Origin of the sequence: Nocardia sp. NBC_01503, from assembly GCF_036327755.1 — a bacterium.
Taxonomy (GTDB): domain Bacteria; phylum Actinomycetota; class Actinomycetes; order Mycobacteriales; family Mycobacteriaceae; genus Nocardia.
The window spans coordinates 2,993,781-3,008,769 of record NZ_CP109596.1; the positions used below are offsets into that span (position 1 = coordinate 2,993,781).

Annotated in this window: 13 protein-coding genes; 7 read left to right on the forward strand and 6 right to left on the reverse strand. The window is 67.1% G+C overall.

Going from position 1 to position 14,989, the window contains the following annotated elements:
- Window positions 1–6 precede the first annotated feature (6 nt).
- The 4 genes from OHB26_RS13420 (at window position 7) to OHB26_RS13435 (ending at window position 4,128) form a co-directional block, all read left to right on the forward strand.
- Complete coding sequence (locus tag OHB26_RS13420; protein ID WP_330184497.1) at window positions 7–588, forward strand: LytR C-terminal domain-containing protein; 582 nt, start codon at window positions 7–9, stop codon at window positions 586–588.
- A 147-nt stretch (window positions 589–735) separates the two neighbouring features.
- Window positions 736–1,416 (forward strand): superoxide dismutase[Cu-Zn], encoded by a 681-nt coding sequence (sodC, locus tag OHB26_RS13425; RefSeq protein ID WP_330184498.1) that lies wholly within the window; start codon window positions 736–738, stop codon window positions 1,414–1,416.
- 14 nt (window positions 1,417–1,430) lie between these two features.
- Complete coding sequence (locus tag OHB26_RS13430) at window positions 1,431–2,576, forward strand: glutamate--cysteine ligase (RefSeq protein WP_330184499.1); 1,146 nt, start codon at window positions 1,431–1,433, stop codon at window positions 2,574–2,576.
- A 199-nt stretch (window positions 2,577–2,775) separates the two neighbouring features.
- Entirely contained in the window at window positions 2,776–4,128 is a 1,353-nt protein-coding gene (locus OHB26_RS13435; RefSeq protein WP_330184500.1) for a phosphatase PAP2 family protein, read from the forward strand.
- Here OHB26_RS13435 and OHB26_RS13440 read toward each other — a convergent pair.
- From OHB26_RS13440 to OHB26_RS13455, 4 genes are all read right to left on the reverse strand, one after another.
- Entirely contained in the window at window positions 4,119–5,372 is a 1,254-nt protein-coding gene (locus OHB26_RS13440) for a hypothetical protein (RefSeq protein ID WP_330184501.1), read from the reverse strand. The genes OHB26_RS13435 and OHB26_RS13440 overlap by 10 nt on opposite strands.
- A 199-nt stretch (window positions 5,373–5,571) precedes the next feature.
- A complete protein-coding gene (locus OHB26_RS13445) occupies window positions 5,572–7,815 on the reverse strand; it encodes an AAA family ATPase (RefSeq protein WP_330184502.1) in 2,244 nt (747 codons plus the stop codon).
- Between the two features lie 442 nt (window positions 7,816–8,257).
- On the reverse strand, window positions 8,258–9,136 hold the full coding sequence (gene pssA, locus OHB26_RS13450) for a CDP-diacylglycerol--serine O-phosphatidyltransferase (RefSeq protein WP_330184503.1): 879 nt from the start codon (window positions 9,134–9,136) through the stop codon (window positions 8,258–8,260).
- The gene (locus OHB26_RS13455) at window positions 9,136–9,852 is read right to left on the reverse strand and encodes a phosphatidylserine decarboxylase (protein WP_330185630.1); all 717 of its coding nucleotides are present in this window, start codon (window positions 9,850–9,852) and stop codon (window positions 9,136–9,138) included. Before OHB26_RS13455 ends, pssA begins: the two co-directional genes overlap by 1 nt.
- A 680-nt stretch (window positions 9,853–10,532) precedes the next feature.
- Here OHB26_RS13455 and OHB26_RS13460 point away from each other — a divergent pair.
- Window positions 10,533–11,564 (forward strand): beta-ketoacyl-ACP synthase III, encoded by a 1,032-nt coding sequence (locus tag OHB26_RS13460; RefSeq protein ID WP_330184504.1) that lies wholly within the window; start codon window positions 10,533–10,535, stop codon window positions 11,562–11,564.
- A gap of 17 nt (window positions 11,565–11,581) precedes the next feature.
- Here the strand turns inward: OHB26_RS13460 and OHB26_RS13465 are convergent, their stop codons facing one another.
- Both OHB26_RS13465 and OHB26_RS13470 read right to left on the reverse strand, forming a co-directional pair.
- The gene (locus OHB26_RS13465; protein WP_330184505.1) at window positions 11,582–12,265 is read right to left on the reverse strand and encodes an SIMPL domain-containing protein; all 684 of its coding nucleotides are present in this window, start codon (window positions 12,263–12,265) and stop codon (window positions 11,582–11,584) included.
- A 49-nt stretch (window positions 12,266–12,314) separates the two neighbouring features.
- Window positions 12,315–12,764, reverse strand: coding sequence for an SRPBCC family protein (locus tag OHB26_RS13470; protein WP_330184506.1), 450 nt, complete (start codon window positions 12,762–12,764; stop codon window positions 12,315–12,317).
- A gap of 222 nt (window positions 12,765–12,986) precedes the next feature.
- Here OHB26_RS13470 and OHB26_RS13475 point away from each other — a divergent pair, with 222 nt between their 5' ends.
- Both OHB26_RS13475 and OHB26_RS13480 read left to right on the forward strand, forming a co-directional pair.
- The gene (locus OHB26_RS13475; protein WP_330184507.1) at window positions 12,987–13,211 is read left to right on the forward strand and encodes a hypothetical protein; all 225 of its coding nucleotides are present in this window, start codon (window positions 12,987–12,989) and stop codon (window positions 13,209–13,211) included.
- Between the two features lie 102 nt (window positions 13,212–13,313).
- Complete coding sequence (locus OHB26_RS13480) at window positions 13,314–14,987, forward strand: FAD-dependent oxidoreductase (RefSeq protein ID WP_330184508.1); 1,674 nt, start codon at window positions 13,314–13,316, stop codon at window positions 14,985–14,987.
- Window positions 14,988–14,989: the final 2 nt, after the last annotated feature.

A 14,989-nucleotide genomic window follows, 5' to 3' on the forward strand; every position in this document is an offset into this window, starting at 1 on the left:
CACGCCGTGAGCACTCCGAATTCGCCGTCCGGCGGCCCGCCGCTGCGGGCGCTGGCCATGGTGTTGATCGCGCTGGCCATCGTCTTCGCCGGAATCGGCGCGATGTCGCTGTCGAGCTCGGACTCCTCCGACGCCGAGGCGTCCAGCACATCCGCCACAACTGTGGCGAGTACCACTGCGGCGCCGGGGGTTTCATCATCATCGCCGCCGGTGGTGGCCGCTTCGCCGCCGAGCAGCGCCGCCTCGGCGACCACCACACCGCCCAGCACCACCGCCCCGCCGCCGACCACCACGGCCGCCGCCGGCGTCGACAAGTCCGTTCCCGTACGGGTTCTCAACAACAGCATGGTCGCGGGCCTGGCCGCCAAGACCGCGAACGATCTCACCGCCGACGGCTGGAATATCGCCGAGACCGGTAACTACGGCGCCGGTGTCATCCCGAAAACCACTGTGTACTACGGCAGTTCGGCCTCGGAGAAGGCCGCGGCGCAGGCCATCGCCGCCCAGCTCGGCGTCAGTGCCGAGCCGCGATTCGCCGGAATCATCGACAGCCCGCCCGGAGTCATCGTCATCGTCACGGGCAACTGATCCGCTTGTGAGTGGCAACCGCTGGGCTCCCGAACACCCGGCCAGCCCCTGCGGGGGAGTGGGTCACGGCTCTGGCATCATCTTGTCCGAGTAGTAATCATGTCCACGCAGCTTTCTTTAAACTCGGACTCGTAAAGGAGTTCCCCGATGGCCCCGTCCACAACTCGTCGCCCGTCCTGGTGGACTGTGACCCCGGTGCTCGCGGTCGCGGTCCTCGGTATCGCAGGCTGCTCGAACGGCCAGGAATCGAGCGACGTCAAGGGGACGACCCCGCCGGTCTTCACCAGCTCTCCCGCACCGGCAGGTACCGAACACGGTGGGCTCACCAACCCGCCGACCGACTCCGTCAGCGCCACGCTGAAGGATTCGAACGGCCAGACCGTCGGCACCGCCACCTTCGGCAAGGTCGGCAACCACCTCGAGGTCACGGTCGAGGCGCACGGCCTCAAGCCGGGCTTCCACGGCCTGCACGTGCACCAGATCGGCAAGTGTGAGCCGAATTCCGTCGCTCCCACCGGTGGCGCGGCCGGCGATTTCCTCTCCGCCGGTGGCCACTTCCAGTCCGGTGATCAGAACGCGCATCCGGCCAGCGGTGACCTCACCTCCCTCGAGGTCAAGCAGGACGGCACCGCCAAGCTGGTCACCACCACGGACGCCGTCACCCTGGACGAGCTCAAGGGCAAGGCCCTGATGATCCATGCGGGTGCGGACAACTTCGGCAATATTCCGAGTCGCTACACCCAGGCCGGTGGCGCCGCCGGGCCGGACGCCGAAACGCTGGCGACCGGCGACGCGGGCGCTCGTGTCGCCTGCGGCGTAGTCGCATAACCCATAGGTGAACCATGGCCGGGGCAGGCATTTCGAAGGTCCACTTCAACAGTTCGCCTCGGCCCACGCTCGGCGTGGAGTGGGAGGTCGCGCTCGTCGACAAGACGACGCGCGACCTTTCCAATACGGCCGCAGCGGTTTTCGAGGCCTGCGGTGATCTTCGCTCCTGGGACGGTCATCCGCAGATCACCAAGGAGCTGCTGCGCAATACCGTCGAACTCGTCTCCGGTAAGCATGACAATGTCGGCGAGGTCGTCGACGAGCTGCACGCCACCATGGACGCGGTGCGCCGTGCCGCGGACCCCTTGGGCGTCGATCTGTTCTGCGCCGGGACGCATCCGTTCGCGCAGTGGTCGACCCAACAGCTCACGCGCAGTCCGCATTACGACGAATTGATCGAGCGCACCCAGTGGTGGGGGCGGCAGATGCTGATCTGGGGCGTGCACGTGCACGTCGGAATCTCCCACCAGGAGAAGGTCTTTCCGATCCTGAACTCGCTGCTGCTGTCCTATCCGCATCTGCTCGCGCTCTCGAGCTCCTCGCCCATGTGGGCGGGTGTGGACACCGGTTATGCCAGCAACCGCGCCCTCATGTTCCAGCAGCTGCCCACCGCCGGACTGCCCTTCCAATTCGAAAACTGGACGCAGTTCGAGGCTTTCGCGCACGACCAGATGAAAACCGGTGTGTTCGAACAGATCGGCGGCATGCACTGGGACATCCGGCCCGCACCCAAATGGGGCACCATCGAGGTGCGCGTCTGCGACGGCACCCCCAGCCGGTCCGAACTCTCCGCCATCGTGGCGCTCATCCACTGTCTCATCGTGGATCTGGACCGCCGTGTCGAATCCGGCGAAACCCTGCCGACCATCCCGCCCTGGCATGTCCAGGAGAACAAATGGCGAGCCGCCCGCTACGGGCTGGACGCCATCATCATCACCGACGCCGCCAGCAATGAACGCCTGGTGACCGATGATCTGATGGACCTGCTGAACCGCCTCGAGCCCACCGCCAAGAGCCTGGGCTGCGAGAACGAACTCGCACTGGTCGCCGATATCCCCAAGCGCGGGGCCTCATATCAGCGGCAGCGGCGGGTGGCCGCGGCCAACCAGGGTGATCTGGTCAGCGTCGTCGATTCACTCGTCACCGAACTGGCCCAGTAGGGCCACACGGGAACTGGCACAGTAGAACTCGGCCGAGCCCATCCATTTCCGCGAGGTGTGATTTCGGTTACGCCGAGTTGAACGGCGTACGCACTGGCCAGGGGTGACCCGGCCGCGACCGGGGCTCGCCCGGCCGGACCCGCGCCCGATGTTCAGCTGGCGCGGGAGCTCGCGTTCATGCGACGTTTACTATGGCTTGGTGTTGCTCGACGGTCCGCGTTCCGAAGTGGTGGGTGGAGCACGCCGGACCTTTTGGCTGCCCTCACGGCGCCTGCAGCTCGCGGCGTTGCTGACCGCCGTCCCGATGCTGCTCATCGGATTGCAGTTGATCGCCGCGCACAATCACTTCCTCGGACCCCTGGAGAGCCTCTGGGCCGACTACGCGGGCACCCCGAAATCGGTCACCGTGCCGTGGGCCGGACTCGGGCTCGCGCTCATCGGCCTGAATTGGCGGCGGCGATTCATCGCCGTCGGCGCGGCGGCCGCCATCGACCTGGTGTACCAGGTGATCCGCACCCTCGGTGGCGGACCGCTCGCCCTGGGTAACGGCCCCGTCATCGTGCTCACCGGCATCGTGTTGATCGCCAACTTCGGCTGGGAGGGCAAGGACAAGCGCAATGCCCTGCACGCCGCGGCGCTCGGCATTCTGCTCACACTCTCGAGCAAAGTCGCCGAGGTGTGGCTGGTCATCACCATGATGGCCGGGCCGCAGGTGCTGGACGAACACGTCGTGCTGGTCGACCGCGCGCTCGGCAATCCGTCCTGGGTCATGGGCCAGGTGCTCGAAACCCTCGGTCCGGTAGCCGAATTCATCCTGCACTGGGTCTATATCGAACTGCCTGTCGGCGCGATGATCGTCACCATCTGGCAGCTGCGCAATGTGGTCCGGACCGGCGTATGGCCCGGGCACTACCTGGTGCGCACCTTCCTGGTCGTCGGCCTGATCGGCCCGATCTTCTACGTGATCTTCCCGGTGGTCGGCCCCATCTTCGCCTACGGCGCGGACGGGCACGGCTTCGCGCTCGGCAACTACTGGCCGAATGTGGTGCCGCCCATCGACCTTTCGCCCGGGGCCATTCCCTTCGGCACCATCGCACCGCGCAACTGCATGCCCTCACTGCACACCGCGTGGGCGCTCTCGATCTTCATCCACTCGCGCCGCGATGCCGACGGTTCACCCGCACCGGCCTGGCTGCGCTGGGGCGGTACGTTCTGGCTGCTCGCCACCCTCTCGGCCACCCTCGGATTCGGCTATCACTACGGTGCGGATCTGGTGGTCGGCGCGGTGCTGTGCATGACCATCGAATCCGGCCTGCGCGATCCGGCCCGCGGCTGGGACCGGGCCCGGATCCAGCTCGTCGCGGGCGGCGCCGTGCTGGTGGCGGTGCTGCTACTGGGCTACCGGTACCTCTCGGTCGAGATCGCCCAGAACCCGGTGCCGGCCGGAGTCATGATTCTCGGACTGCTGGCGGGCTATGCCACCGCCTTCTACCGCACCTGGTTCGCGACCACGCCCGCCCCCGCCGCGGTCGGCGCGGCAGCTCACGCCTGAGCCGCCGCCTCGCCGGTATCGCCGCCGGGTGCGGTCGCCGCGGAGCGATTGCGCCGCAGGGCGTACAGGCCACCGATACAACCGATGACGATCAGGCTCGCCGTCCAGCCGGGCGCGGACGTATCCTCCGACACCACCGTGCACACCACGGCCTTGCTCGAGTCCTGCATGGCGTAGTGCCCGCGCGCCACATAGTCGCGCAGACCCAGCACCGCCGACGGAATGAAGATGACCATGGTGGCCAGTACCCGATTCGGCACGAAACGCGGGTTCGCCGAGGTCAATCCGTAGCCGACCAGCCACGCCAGCGCCGCGGTACCGCCGACCGTCAGAATCGCGCGATCGGAGTTCGCGGTGATCGCGGTGAACAGGCCGAGCAGCAGTATCAGCACCAGACAGGTCATGGGCGCACCCCGGCGGGTGCCGTACCACATGCCGAATACCGTGATCGCCACCGCGAGCGGAATGGTCCAGGCCGGTAGCTCCGCCGCCAGCGCCGCCGAGCCCACCGCACTCAAACCCACTGTCACCAGCACCAATTCACCATCACGACCGGGCAGCAGCATGGCCGCGATGAGCGCGGTCGCCACCGTGGTCACCACCGCCACCCCGATGCCCGCGAAGGTGTCGCCGTGCCGCGCCAGCCACTCCGCACTGGCGACGGTCACCAGCACCAGCACCACACCGGCCAGAATCGGCGCGAGTGGCAGTTCGATCGAGGGCCGCTCCGCCGGTGTGCGATTGCGATTGCTCAGCGTGCCGATGGCCACCAGCACCAGCGCGAGCTCCAGCATCCACAGCGGTGGCATCTCCATGGATTCCCAGGCGCTGGTACCGGATCCGTCCTTGAGTACACCGCCCAGATGCGGCATGGGGCTGACCGAACCGAGTAGCACGCTGGTGATGATGCCCAGCGTCCAGCCGTAGGCGGGGAGTCGATGGTGCAGCACCGCCGCGCCGAGTGCGCCCAATACCAGCCCGCCCGCGAGGGAATCGATGAAATTCAAGGTGGAGAGTGCGGAGGACGGTTCGGTCTGATGGCCGAAGATATGGTTCACCGTCAATGCCATGAGCCCGCCGAGTGCGGTGGACCAGGCGATGACAATGCTGCCCAGCGTGGTGATGAGAACTGCGGAGATCATGGCGACCAGTACGCCCGCGGCAATCGCGCGCGGTAGTGAGTACGCCAGCAGATCCAATTGCAGCGCCGAGGTATTGGAGGTCCAGCCGAAATCGATCGGCATGGCTAGTGAAAGTCCAGCAACCGTCGTCGCGACCAGTGCCGTGATCGTCTCGGTCGCTACCTGATACGGCCTCACCTGGGTGAAATTACCGTGCTCACCCGTACCGATCGGTTCGACTCGCCTAATTGATTTCGGCGCGGAGCGAATTCAGTTAACAAACCGATTGGTCTCTATTAGCTGGACATCGACCATCCGGCGGCTATCCCGAAGCCGCCCGCTGCGCCGCGAACAACCGCAACGACTCCACCTGAACCGGATCCAGCGACGGCCGAACAGCGGCTCGAGCGGCCGCGACATCGGCCGCGGTGACATCGGCGGCGTCCACATCGCGGCGCATCGCCGACAGCGCCGATTCCCGCAGCAGCGCCGCACAATCGGCCGCCGAATATCCGTCCAAATCCTTTGCGAGTTTGCGGAGATCCACCTCTTTCGCCAGCGGCACCGATTTCGCCGCGGTGCGCAGGATTTCCGCACGCGCGGCCGCATCGGGCGGCGGCACGAAAACCAGCCGCTCCATCCGGCCCGGCCGGGTCAACGCCGGATCGATCAATTCCGGGCGATTGGTCGCACCGACCACCACCACATCGCGCAGCGGCTCCACACCGTCGAGTTCGGTGAGCAGCGCGGCCACCACCCGATCGGTCACCCCCGAATCGCCACTCTGCCCACGCCGCGGCGCGAGCGCGTCCACCTCGTCCAGGAAAATCAGCGACGGCGCGGAATCGCGTGCGCGCTGAAACAATTCGCGCACCGCGCGCTCGGAGGAGCCCACCCATTTATCCATCAACTCCGCGCCCTTGACGGTGTGCACACTCAATTGCCCGGTACTGGCGAGCGCGCGCACCAGGAATGTCTTGCCACACCCCGGCGGACCGTAGAGCAGTACGCCACGCGGCGGTTCGATACCGAGTCGCGCGAACGAATCCGGATGCCGCAGCGGCCACAGCACCGCCTCGGTCAGCGCCTGTTTGGTCTCCACCATATCGCCGACATCGTCGAGACCGAGGCTGCCGATGGCCAACTCCTCGGTGCCCGAACGCGACAGCGGGCGGATCACCTCCAGCGCCCCGATGAGGTCCTGCTGCCGCAGCATGGGCTCCGAATGCTCCCGGCTCGATCGCGATGCCGCCCGCAGCGCCGCCTCGCGCACCAGTGCGGCCAGATCCGACACCACGAAACCTGGTGTGCGCGAGGCGATCTCATCCAAACGCAGACCATCGGTTGGCGCTTTGCGCAACAGCTGCTCCAGCAGTGCCGCCCGCACCGCCGCCGTCGGCAGCGGCAGCGTCACCTCGCGATCGCACAGCTCCGGTGCGCGCAGCCGGGCATCCACCTCGGTCGGATGCGAGGTCGTCGCCAGCAATGCCACCGCCGGAGCGGCCACCGCCGCCCGCAACTGATCGAGAATCAGCGTCGCCACCGGCTCAGCAACCCCGGGCAGCAGGGCGTCGATATCGGTGATGAGCAGCACCCCGCCCGCACCCGAACAGATATCGGAGACAGCCATATTCACCTCGCGCAGCCGGGTGCCGCTCTCGGTCGCGCCCACCGACGGACCATCCAGCTCCACCAGCCGCCGGGTACCCGCCACCGCACGGGCCAGCGTCGTCTTGCCGACGCCCGCCGGGCCGGTGATCAGCACACCCAAATGTGAGGTCGCCCCAAGGGTTTTCAACAGCTCCGGCTCATCGAGGGCCAGATTCAACCATTCGGTCAGCTTGGCCGCCTGCGCCTGCACACCCGCCAGATCGGCCACCGCCACCGCCGAAACCGGTGCGGGCGAGGCCGCGCGCACCGCGGGCGCGGAGCGATCCCGGCGATCCGGGGCCTGTGCGGACTCGTCACCCATGAGTGAACGTGGCGAATCCGTCGCCGCGATTCCGGGACCCCACACCACCGCGCTATTGGGCTGCACGCTCACCGGCCCGGGGGAGGGGTCGGTCGCGGTCACGGTCAACAGCTCGGAGGTCCACGCGATCCCGAAGATTCGCGAAAGCGCCTGCGTCGCAGCCGAAGTACTGGTCCCCGGCCCCAGATCTCGGGGCAGCAGCGACACGGTATCCCCGACCGTCACCACCTTGCCCAACAGCGCCTGCCGCAGCGTGGTCTCCGGAATCGACCCGGTGGCCAGCGTGGACCCGGTCACCGAAATCTGCCGCGCCCCGAAAACGACAGCGGGCGCGACCGTCACCGTCGTGTCCTCGCGCACCCCCGCGTTCGACAGCGTCACATCGTCCAGCAGCGCCACCCCGGTGGGCGTTCCCTTCGGTGCGACAGCCACCACCGCCGCGGTCCGTCGCGCCCCGATCAACGAGATCCCATCCCACTCCCGCAACCCGAGCGCGGCCAGCGCTTCCGGATGCAACCGCACCAACCCCCTGCGGGCATCGGCGGCGGAGATATTGAGTCGTGCGGTCAACGCGAGTTCGGGCACAGTGCTCATTTTGCCCTCCGCTTCGCTCCGGGCGGGCTCGCGGCTGTGTTTTCTGCCCTCCGCTGCGCTCCGGGCGGGCTCGCGGCCCTGAAGTCCCGGTTCTTCCCTCCCTCCGCTCCTCCGCTGCGCTCCCCCGCTCCACTCAGTCCAGAACCGGGACGGCCGCGAGCCATCGGGGTGGGGTATCTGCGGAGCGGGGGAGAGGGCGGGTGTTCGGAGCCGACCGCGGGGGCGGCGCAGGCGTTAGAGCCGGCCGCCGGGGCGGCGCAGGTTCGCTCCGGGCGGGTTCGCGGCCTTGAAGTCCCGGTTCTTCCCTCCCTCCGCTCCTCCGCTGCGCTCCCCCGCTCCACTCAGTCCAGAACCGGGACGGCCGCGAGCCATCGGGGTGGGGTATCTGCGGAGCGGGGGAGAGGGCGGGTGTTCGGAGCCGACCGCGGGGGCGGCGCAGGCGTTAGAGCCGGCCGCCGGGGCGGCGCAGGCGCAGGCGTGCGGTCGAGATGCTGCGAATCGGTCTGCGGCGCTGAGCGCGGCGCTGCGCCCGGCGTTCGGCGGGCTTGTGATCCCAGGTCTCCGGGCGGGCCGCCACCCAGCGCGCCGAGTGCACGGCGAACGGGATATGTCCCAGGTACAGCACCACCAGCCCCATCATCAGAATCAGCGGGTAGGTGACCAGCAGCGCCGCGGCCAGGGCCACCAGCACCAGCAGCACCGGCGCGTTGCGCGGAGCCACCGACACCGACTTGATGGCCAGCGTCGGAAGTGTGCTCACACACAGCAGTCCGGTCAGCACCACCCACACCGCCACGGCGGGGAAACTCACCCACCAGCCGTCGCCGAACTGCTCGGACAGTGCGATCGGCAGCAGCGCGATGAGCGCGCCCGCGGGCGCGGGCACACCGGTGAAGTACTCCCGCTGCCAATCCGGCCGGGAGTCGTCATCCATGAGCGTGTTGAACCGGGCCAGCCGCAGCACCATGCAGACCGCGAACATGAGCGCCACGATCCAGCCCACACTGTCCGCGTGCAGGAAGGTCACATACAGCACCAGCGCGGGCGCGACACCGAAGGCGATGGCATCGGAGAGCGAATCCAGCTCCGCGCCCATCTTGGTGGTGGCATCCAGCATGCGGGCGATCCGCCCGTCCAGCATGTCGAAGATCGCGGCGGCCCCGACCAGCGCCAGCGCTATCGCCAACTGGCCCTGCATGGCGAACTTCACCGCCGAGAGCCCCGAGCACAGTCCGAGAATGGTGACCATGCTCGGCAGCAGCCGCACGGTGCGATTGCGGGCCGAGCGGCGCAGCGCCGGTGCGGGCGCGAGTTGCTCCATCACGAATCCAGTTCGGCCAGCACCGTTTCCGCGCCTATGGTCCGCTGCCCGGGTACGACCAGCAGTTTGGTACCGGCCGGGAAGTAGGTGTCCACGCGGGAGCCGAACCGGATGAGCCCGTATGTCTCACCGATGGAGAGCTTGTCGCCCACCTTCGGCTCGCAGACGATGCGCCGCGCCAGCAATCCGGCGATCTGCACGACCACCAGGCGCTGGCCGTTCTCGGTCAGCACCACCATGGAGTTGCGCTCATTGGCGTCACTCGCCTCGGGCAGATCCGCGGAGAGGAATTCGCCCTTCTTGTAGACGATCTCGTCGATGCTGCCGGAGATCGGCATGCGCTGCACATGCACGTCGAGCACGGACAGGAAGATGCTCACGCGCGGCAGCGGCTGATCGCCCAGATTCAACTCGGCGGGCGGTACGGCCGTATCGACCAGTGCCACTTCACCATCGGCGGGCGCGACGACCACGCCGGGCCGATTCGGCGGCACCCGATGCGGATGCCGGAAGAAGGTGGCGGTCGCCGCGGCCGCGAACAATCCCGTGCGTCGCACCCACTTACGCCGGAAACCCAGCACGGCTACCGCGAGCGGGGCGGCCACGAAGGGCAGCCCGGCCGGGTGCAGCGGCGGGATGGCGGAGCGGACCAGATCGGCGACGTGGCCGAGTCCGGTGGTTTCGGGAGTGCCGGGCGGGGTGGGACGGCGGGCCACAAGCTCCTCTTTCATGCGCGGATGGGGGCGGTCAGGGACCGCGATCACACGATACTGTGTTTAATTTGCCTCCGCTTCGCTCCGGCCGGTTCGCGGCTGTATATATCTGCCCTCCGCTTCGCTGCGGGCGGGGTTCGCGGCCCTGAAGTCCCGGTTCTTCCTGTGTTTAATTTGCCCTCCGCTTCGCTCCGGGCGGGTTCGCGGCCCCGAAGTCCCGGTTCTTCCCTCCCTCCGGCTCCTCCGCTGCGCTCCCCCGCCTCCACTCAGTCCAGAACCGGGACGGCCGCGAACCTTGGGGTGTTCGGTTCCGCGGGCTGGTTCGCGGGGGTGAAGTCTCGGTTCTTCCCTTCTTCCGCTCCTCCGCTTCGCTCCTCCGCTCCACTCAGTCCAGAACCGGGACGGCCGCGAACCTTGGGGTGTTCGGTTCCGCGGGCTGGTTCGCGGGGGTGAAGTTCTGGTTCGCTTCCTTCGCTCTGGTCGGTCGGGTCGGAACCGGGACGGCCGCGAACATTTGGGGGTGATGTAGTTCGGCGTCAGGGCGAATTGTGGGTGAACGCACTTCCGTGAGAGGCTGATCCGATTAATATGAGGGGGCCTCATGTCTGCGGCATTCGCGTCCCGCGGGGGGTGGGGAACCCGATGAAGGTCATGTTCGACGCGCAGTACATAGGAGATGCACCATGGCTGCTCGAATTGCCTCGATCAGCGGGGTAGAGCACACCGCAATGCTCGGGCTCGGCGTGTACCGCCCCGCCCGGGTCGTCACCAATGATGAGGTCGCCGGGCCGATCGACTCCACCGACGAGTGGATTCGGACCCGCTCCGGTATTCGCACCCGCCGCTTCGCCGGGCCCGACGAGACCATCATCAGCATGAGCGCCGCGGCCGCCCGCGACGCCATCGAGGCCGCCGAGATCGATGCGAACACCATCGACTGCGTCATTGTCGCGACCTCGACCTGGCTGCTGCTCACCCCGGCCGCCGCACCGCAGATCGCCACCGAACTGGGCCTCAACGGTGTCGCCGCCTTCGATATCTCGGCGGGTTGCGCGGGCTTCTGTCACGCCCTGGCGGTGGCCTCGGATCTGGTCAAGGGCGGTACCGCACGCAATGTCCTGGTCGTCGGCGTGGAGCGGCTCACCGATACCGTCGATCCGACCGACCGCGGCACCGCCTTCCTCTTCGCCGATGGTGCGGGTGCGGTGGTGGTCGGCGCCTCGGACGAGCCCGCCATCGGCCCGACGGTCTGGGGTTCGGACGGCACCCAGCACCACGCCATCCGCCAGGACAAGGACTGGATGGAGTTCTTCCGCGAGATCGACGCCAAGGGGCCGGACGCCGTCCGCCCGTACCTCGCCATGGAAGGCACGGCCGTATTCCGCTGGGCCGCACACTCTCTGGAGAAGGTCTGCCGTGACGCGATCGAACGCGCGGGTCTGACCCCCGACGAGCTGGACGCCATGGTTCCGCATCAGGCCAACGGCCGGATCATCGAGATCATGGCCCGGGTGCTGCACCTGCCCGAGCACTGCGCCCTGGCCAATGACATCGAGGAGACCGGCAATACCTCGGCCGCCTCGATTCCGCTGGCCATGGAGGCGCTACTGCGGCAGGGCGATGCCAAACCCGGCGGCACCGCCCTGCTCATCGCCTTCGGTGCGGGCCTGTCCTACGCGGCACAGGTTGTGACACTGCCGAATTGGAAGAGCTAGTACCGAAAACCGGTGGGCTAACCGAGTTCCCAGACGACGGTGACATCGAAGGTCACCGTCTGCTGGCCCGGTTCCAGCGCGAAACCGCTATCGCCCGGTGCGGCCTGGCGCTGCATCGGGGTGGGCCCGCCGCTACTGCCCTCGTTGATGGTCTTGACCTTCTTCAACTTCAGCCCGGACAGGTCGGCGTACTGCTGCGCCCGCGCCTTGGCGTCGTCGAAGGCGCGCGCCCGCGCGTCCGAGAGCAGTTTGGCATTGTCCTCGAGCCCGAAGGCCACCGAGGAGATGCGGGTGTCATTGCCGCCCGCCTTGACCGCCGAGTCGAGAATGGCCGAGGCCTTGGGCAGGTCGCGCACCGCGATATGCACGGAATTGCTTGCCCTGTAACCGATGACGGAGCGCCCCTCCGGCCCATAGGTGGGCTGGACCGATAGTTCGCTGGTCTTCACGTCCTCGCGCTTGACCCCGGCGGTGACCATGGCATCGGTCATGGCCTTGGCCTTGGCGTTCACCCCGTCGACCGCGGTGGAGACATCGGCCGCGGTGACCTCCGCCCCCAGATCGGCATTGAGCACATCGGGGACACCCGACACCTTGCCGGTGCCGACCACGGTCACCGCGCGGTCGTTATCGGTGCCGCAGCCGGTGAGCAGGAGCGCGAGTCCGGTGGCCGCGGCGCAGATCCCTATACGTCGTCGCATACCCGCGAACCTACGCATCGGGGCTGCGGACCACCGGCAAACACGCGCATCACTTCTCGACGGTTTGCTTGATCCTGCCGAGGGTTTCGTTCATACCGGTGACCAGGTTCGCCTCGAAGACCTGCTCGCCGCCGAGCACCTTGTCGATGAGCTTGCGCACGACCGGGTTGACGCCCTTGGGGATATCCCGGCGCTGAATGAGCCGGGTGCCGCCCTCGGTGGGCTCCAGGGTGAAGCTCCAGATGGTGAAGTTCTCGTTCATCCGGAAGGCGATCGCGCGATTGGGTTCGAAGCGCACCACCCGGGAGGTGGTCGGGTAGAACTTCGCGCCGTCGCGATTGAGGTTGACGGTCCAGGTGCCGGTCTTGGTCTTACCCAGCGGCTGCATGCGGACGGTGTTCGGGCTGAACTCCGGCATGCGCTTGAGATCGGAGATGACGCTCCAGACCTGCTCGGGCGCGGCCGCGATGTCGATGGTGGCTTCGAGGGTGTTCGGCAACGCTGCCTCCGGAAGACGTGACGATCAGTACTACGCATCTTAGGTGGACGCGGACATATCGGGACAATCGAACATCGAACAACAAACCGAACACTGAAAATCAACTAGATCACATTCCGAGTGTTGGCGTATGGCCGAATGTAATGGGCGGCGCACAATGTGGGATAGACGAAGTAACAGACAGGCCACCAGCTTCCGATGCGAAACGTGAGGTGATCGGCCGTGAAACTGCGCTCGCTCCTGCATCGCAAGACCAGCGTCTCCGACGAATCCGGCTCCGCGAACGGCGCCGAACAGGTCCCGCTCCTACCCTCCGACGAGACACGCGATGCCTCCCCGGTTCCCCGCAGACCCAGAAGATCGAGACCCAACGGTCAACTCGAGGAACGATTGGAACGACTGCTCACGCCGAACGAGCTGGATCTGGTTCAGCACCATCGGATTTGACCAGGTGAACGCGCCGGAGTTCCCGACGACAGCGTCCTGGAGTTCGCGCATGGCGGACACTCGAACCGCATTCGACTTGCCAACGCGGCTCATACTTCTTAGGTGACTTCACCAGCTACCGCCAAGCCGGCCATCCTCAGCGTGGACGACGATCCGGGCGTCTCACGTGCCGTGGTTCGTGATCTGCGCCGCCGGTACGGGGCGGATTACCGGATTCTGCGGGCGGAGTCGGGCGCGGACGCGCTCGAGGTACTTCGGGAACTGAAACTGCGCGGCCAGCCGGTCGCGGTATTGATCGCCGACTATCGGATGCCGGGTATGAACGGCGTCGAATTCCTGGAGCAGGCCATGGACCTGCACCCGTACGCGCGCCGCGTACTGCTCACCGCGTACGCCGATACCGATGCCGCCATCGAGGCCATCAATGTGGTCGATCTGGACCACTATCTGCTCAAGCCGTGGGATCCGCCGGAGGAGAAGCTGTACCCGGTGATCGACGCCCTGCTCGATGCCTGGCGCAGCGATGATCACAAACCGGTGACCGAGACCAAGGTGGTCGGGCACCGCTGGTCGGCCCGCTGCTCGGAGGTGCGCGAATTCCTGGCGCGCAATCAATTGCCGTACCGCTGGTACCAATTCGACGAGCCCGAGGGCGCGCGCCTGCTCACCGCCGCCAATGCCACCGAGGATCAATGTCCGGTGATCATCAACTCCAGCGGTGAGGTGCTGGTGATGCCCACCGATTCGGAGTTGGCCACGGCGGTCGGGCTCAATACCGATCCGGCCGACGACTTCTACGACCTGATCGTGGTCGGCGGTGGCCCGGCCGGGCTGGGCGCGGCGGTCTACGGCGCCTCCGAGGGCCTGCGCACCGTACTGGTCGAGCGCACCGCGACCGGCGGTCAGGCGGGCCAGAGCTCGCGCATCGAGAACTATCTCGGCTTCCCGGACGGGCTTTCGGGCGCCCAGCTCGCCGATCGCGCCCGCCGCCAGGCCGTGAAATTCGGGGCCGAGTTGATCACCACCCGCGAGGTGGTGGGGCTGGAGCCCTGCGGTTCGGCGCGCGTGGTGCGATTCGCCGACGGCTCCAAGATCGCCGCGCACAGCGTGGTGATCGCGACCGGCGTGAACTACCGGCATCATCCCGCCCCCGGCGTGGATGAATTCACCGGGCGCGGCGTCTATTACGGATCCGCCATGACCGAGGCCTCGGATTGCTCGGAGCGCGATATCTATATCGTCGGCGGCGCGAATTCGGCGGGTCAGGCGGCGGTGTACCTCTCCCGGCACGCGCGCACCGTGCACATTCTGGTGCGGGCGGAATCCCTGGTGGATTCCATGTCGCACTATCTGATCCAGCAGATCGAGCAGATTCCGAATATCAAGGTGCATCCGCGCACCGAGGTGGTCTCGGCCGATGGTGACGATCATCTGGAGCGCCTGGTACTGCGTGACAATGCGACCGGCGCGGAAGAAAAGGTCGATGCCGAGCGGTTGTTCCTGTTCATCGGTGCGGCCCCGGAGACCGATTGGCTCGACGGTGTCGTACACCGTGATGACAAGGGCTATGTGCTCGCCGGTCCCGATCTCATGGTGGACGGCAGCAAACCGGCCGGCTGGGAACTGCCCCGCCCGCCGCAACATCTGGAGACCAGCGTTCCCGGTGTCTTCGTGGCCGGAGACGTACGGTCTGAGTCGGCGAAACGAGTGGCGTCGGCGGTCGGCGAAGGCGCCATGGCCGTCATGCTCGTGCACCGCTGGATCGCGAAACAGTAGGA

Excerpts from the sequence above, each read along its gene's own strand:
- sodC (WP_330184498.1), top strand. The coding sequence starts at position 736 with ATGGCCCCGTCCACAACTCGTCGCCCGTCCTGGTGGACTGTGACCCCG.
- OHB26_RS13430 (WP_330184499.1), top strand. The coding sequence starts at position 1,431 with ATGGCCGGGGCAGGCATTTCGAAGGTCCACTTCAACAGTTCGCCTCGG.
- OHB26_RS13440 (WP_330184501.1), bottom strand. The coding sequence starts at position 5,372 with ATGCCGATCGATTTCGGCTGGACCTCCAATACCTCGGCGCTGCAATTG.
- OHB26_RS13445 (WP_330184502.1), bottom strand. The coding sequence starts at position 7,815 with ATGAGCACTGTGCCCGAACTCGCGTTGACCGCACGACTCAATATCTCC.
- pssA (WP_330184503.1), bottom strand. The coding sequence starts at position 9,136 with ATGGAGCAACTCGCGCCCGCACCGGCGCTGCGCCGCTCGGCCCGCAAT.
- OHB26_RS13460 (WP_330184504.1), top strand. The coding sequence starts at position 10,533 with ATGGCTGCTCGAATTGCCTCGATCAGCGGGGTAGAGCACACCGCAATG.
- OHB26_RS13465 (WP_330184505.1), bottom strand. The coding sequence starts at position 12,265 with ATGCGACGACGTATAGGGATCTGCGCCGCGGCCACCGGACTCGCGCTC.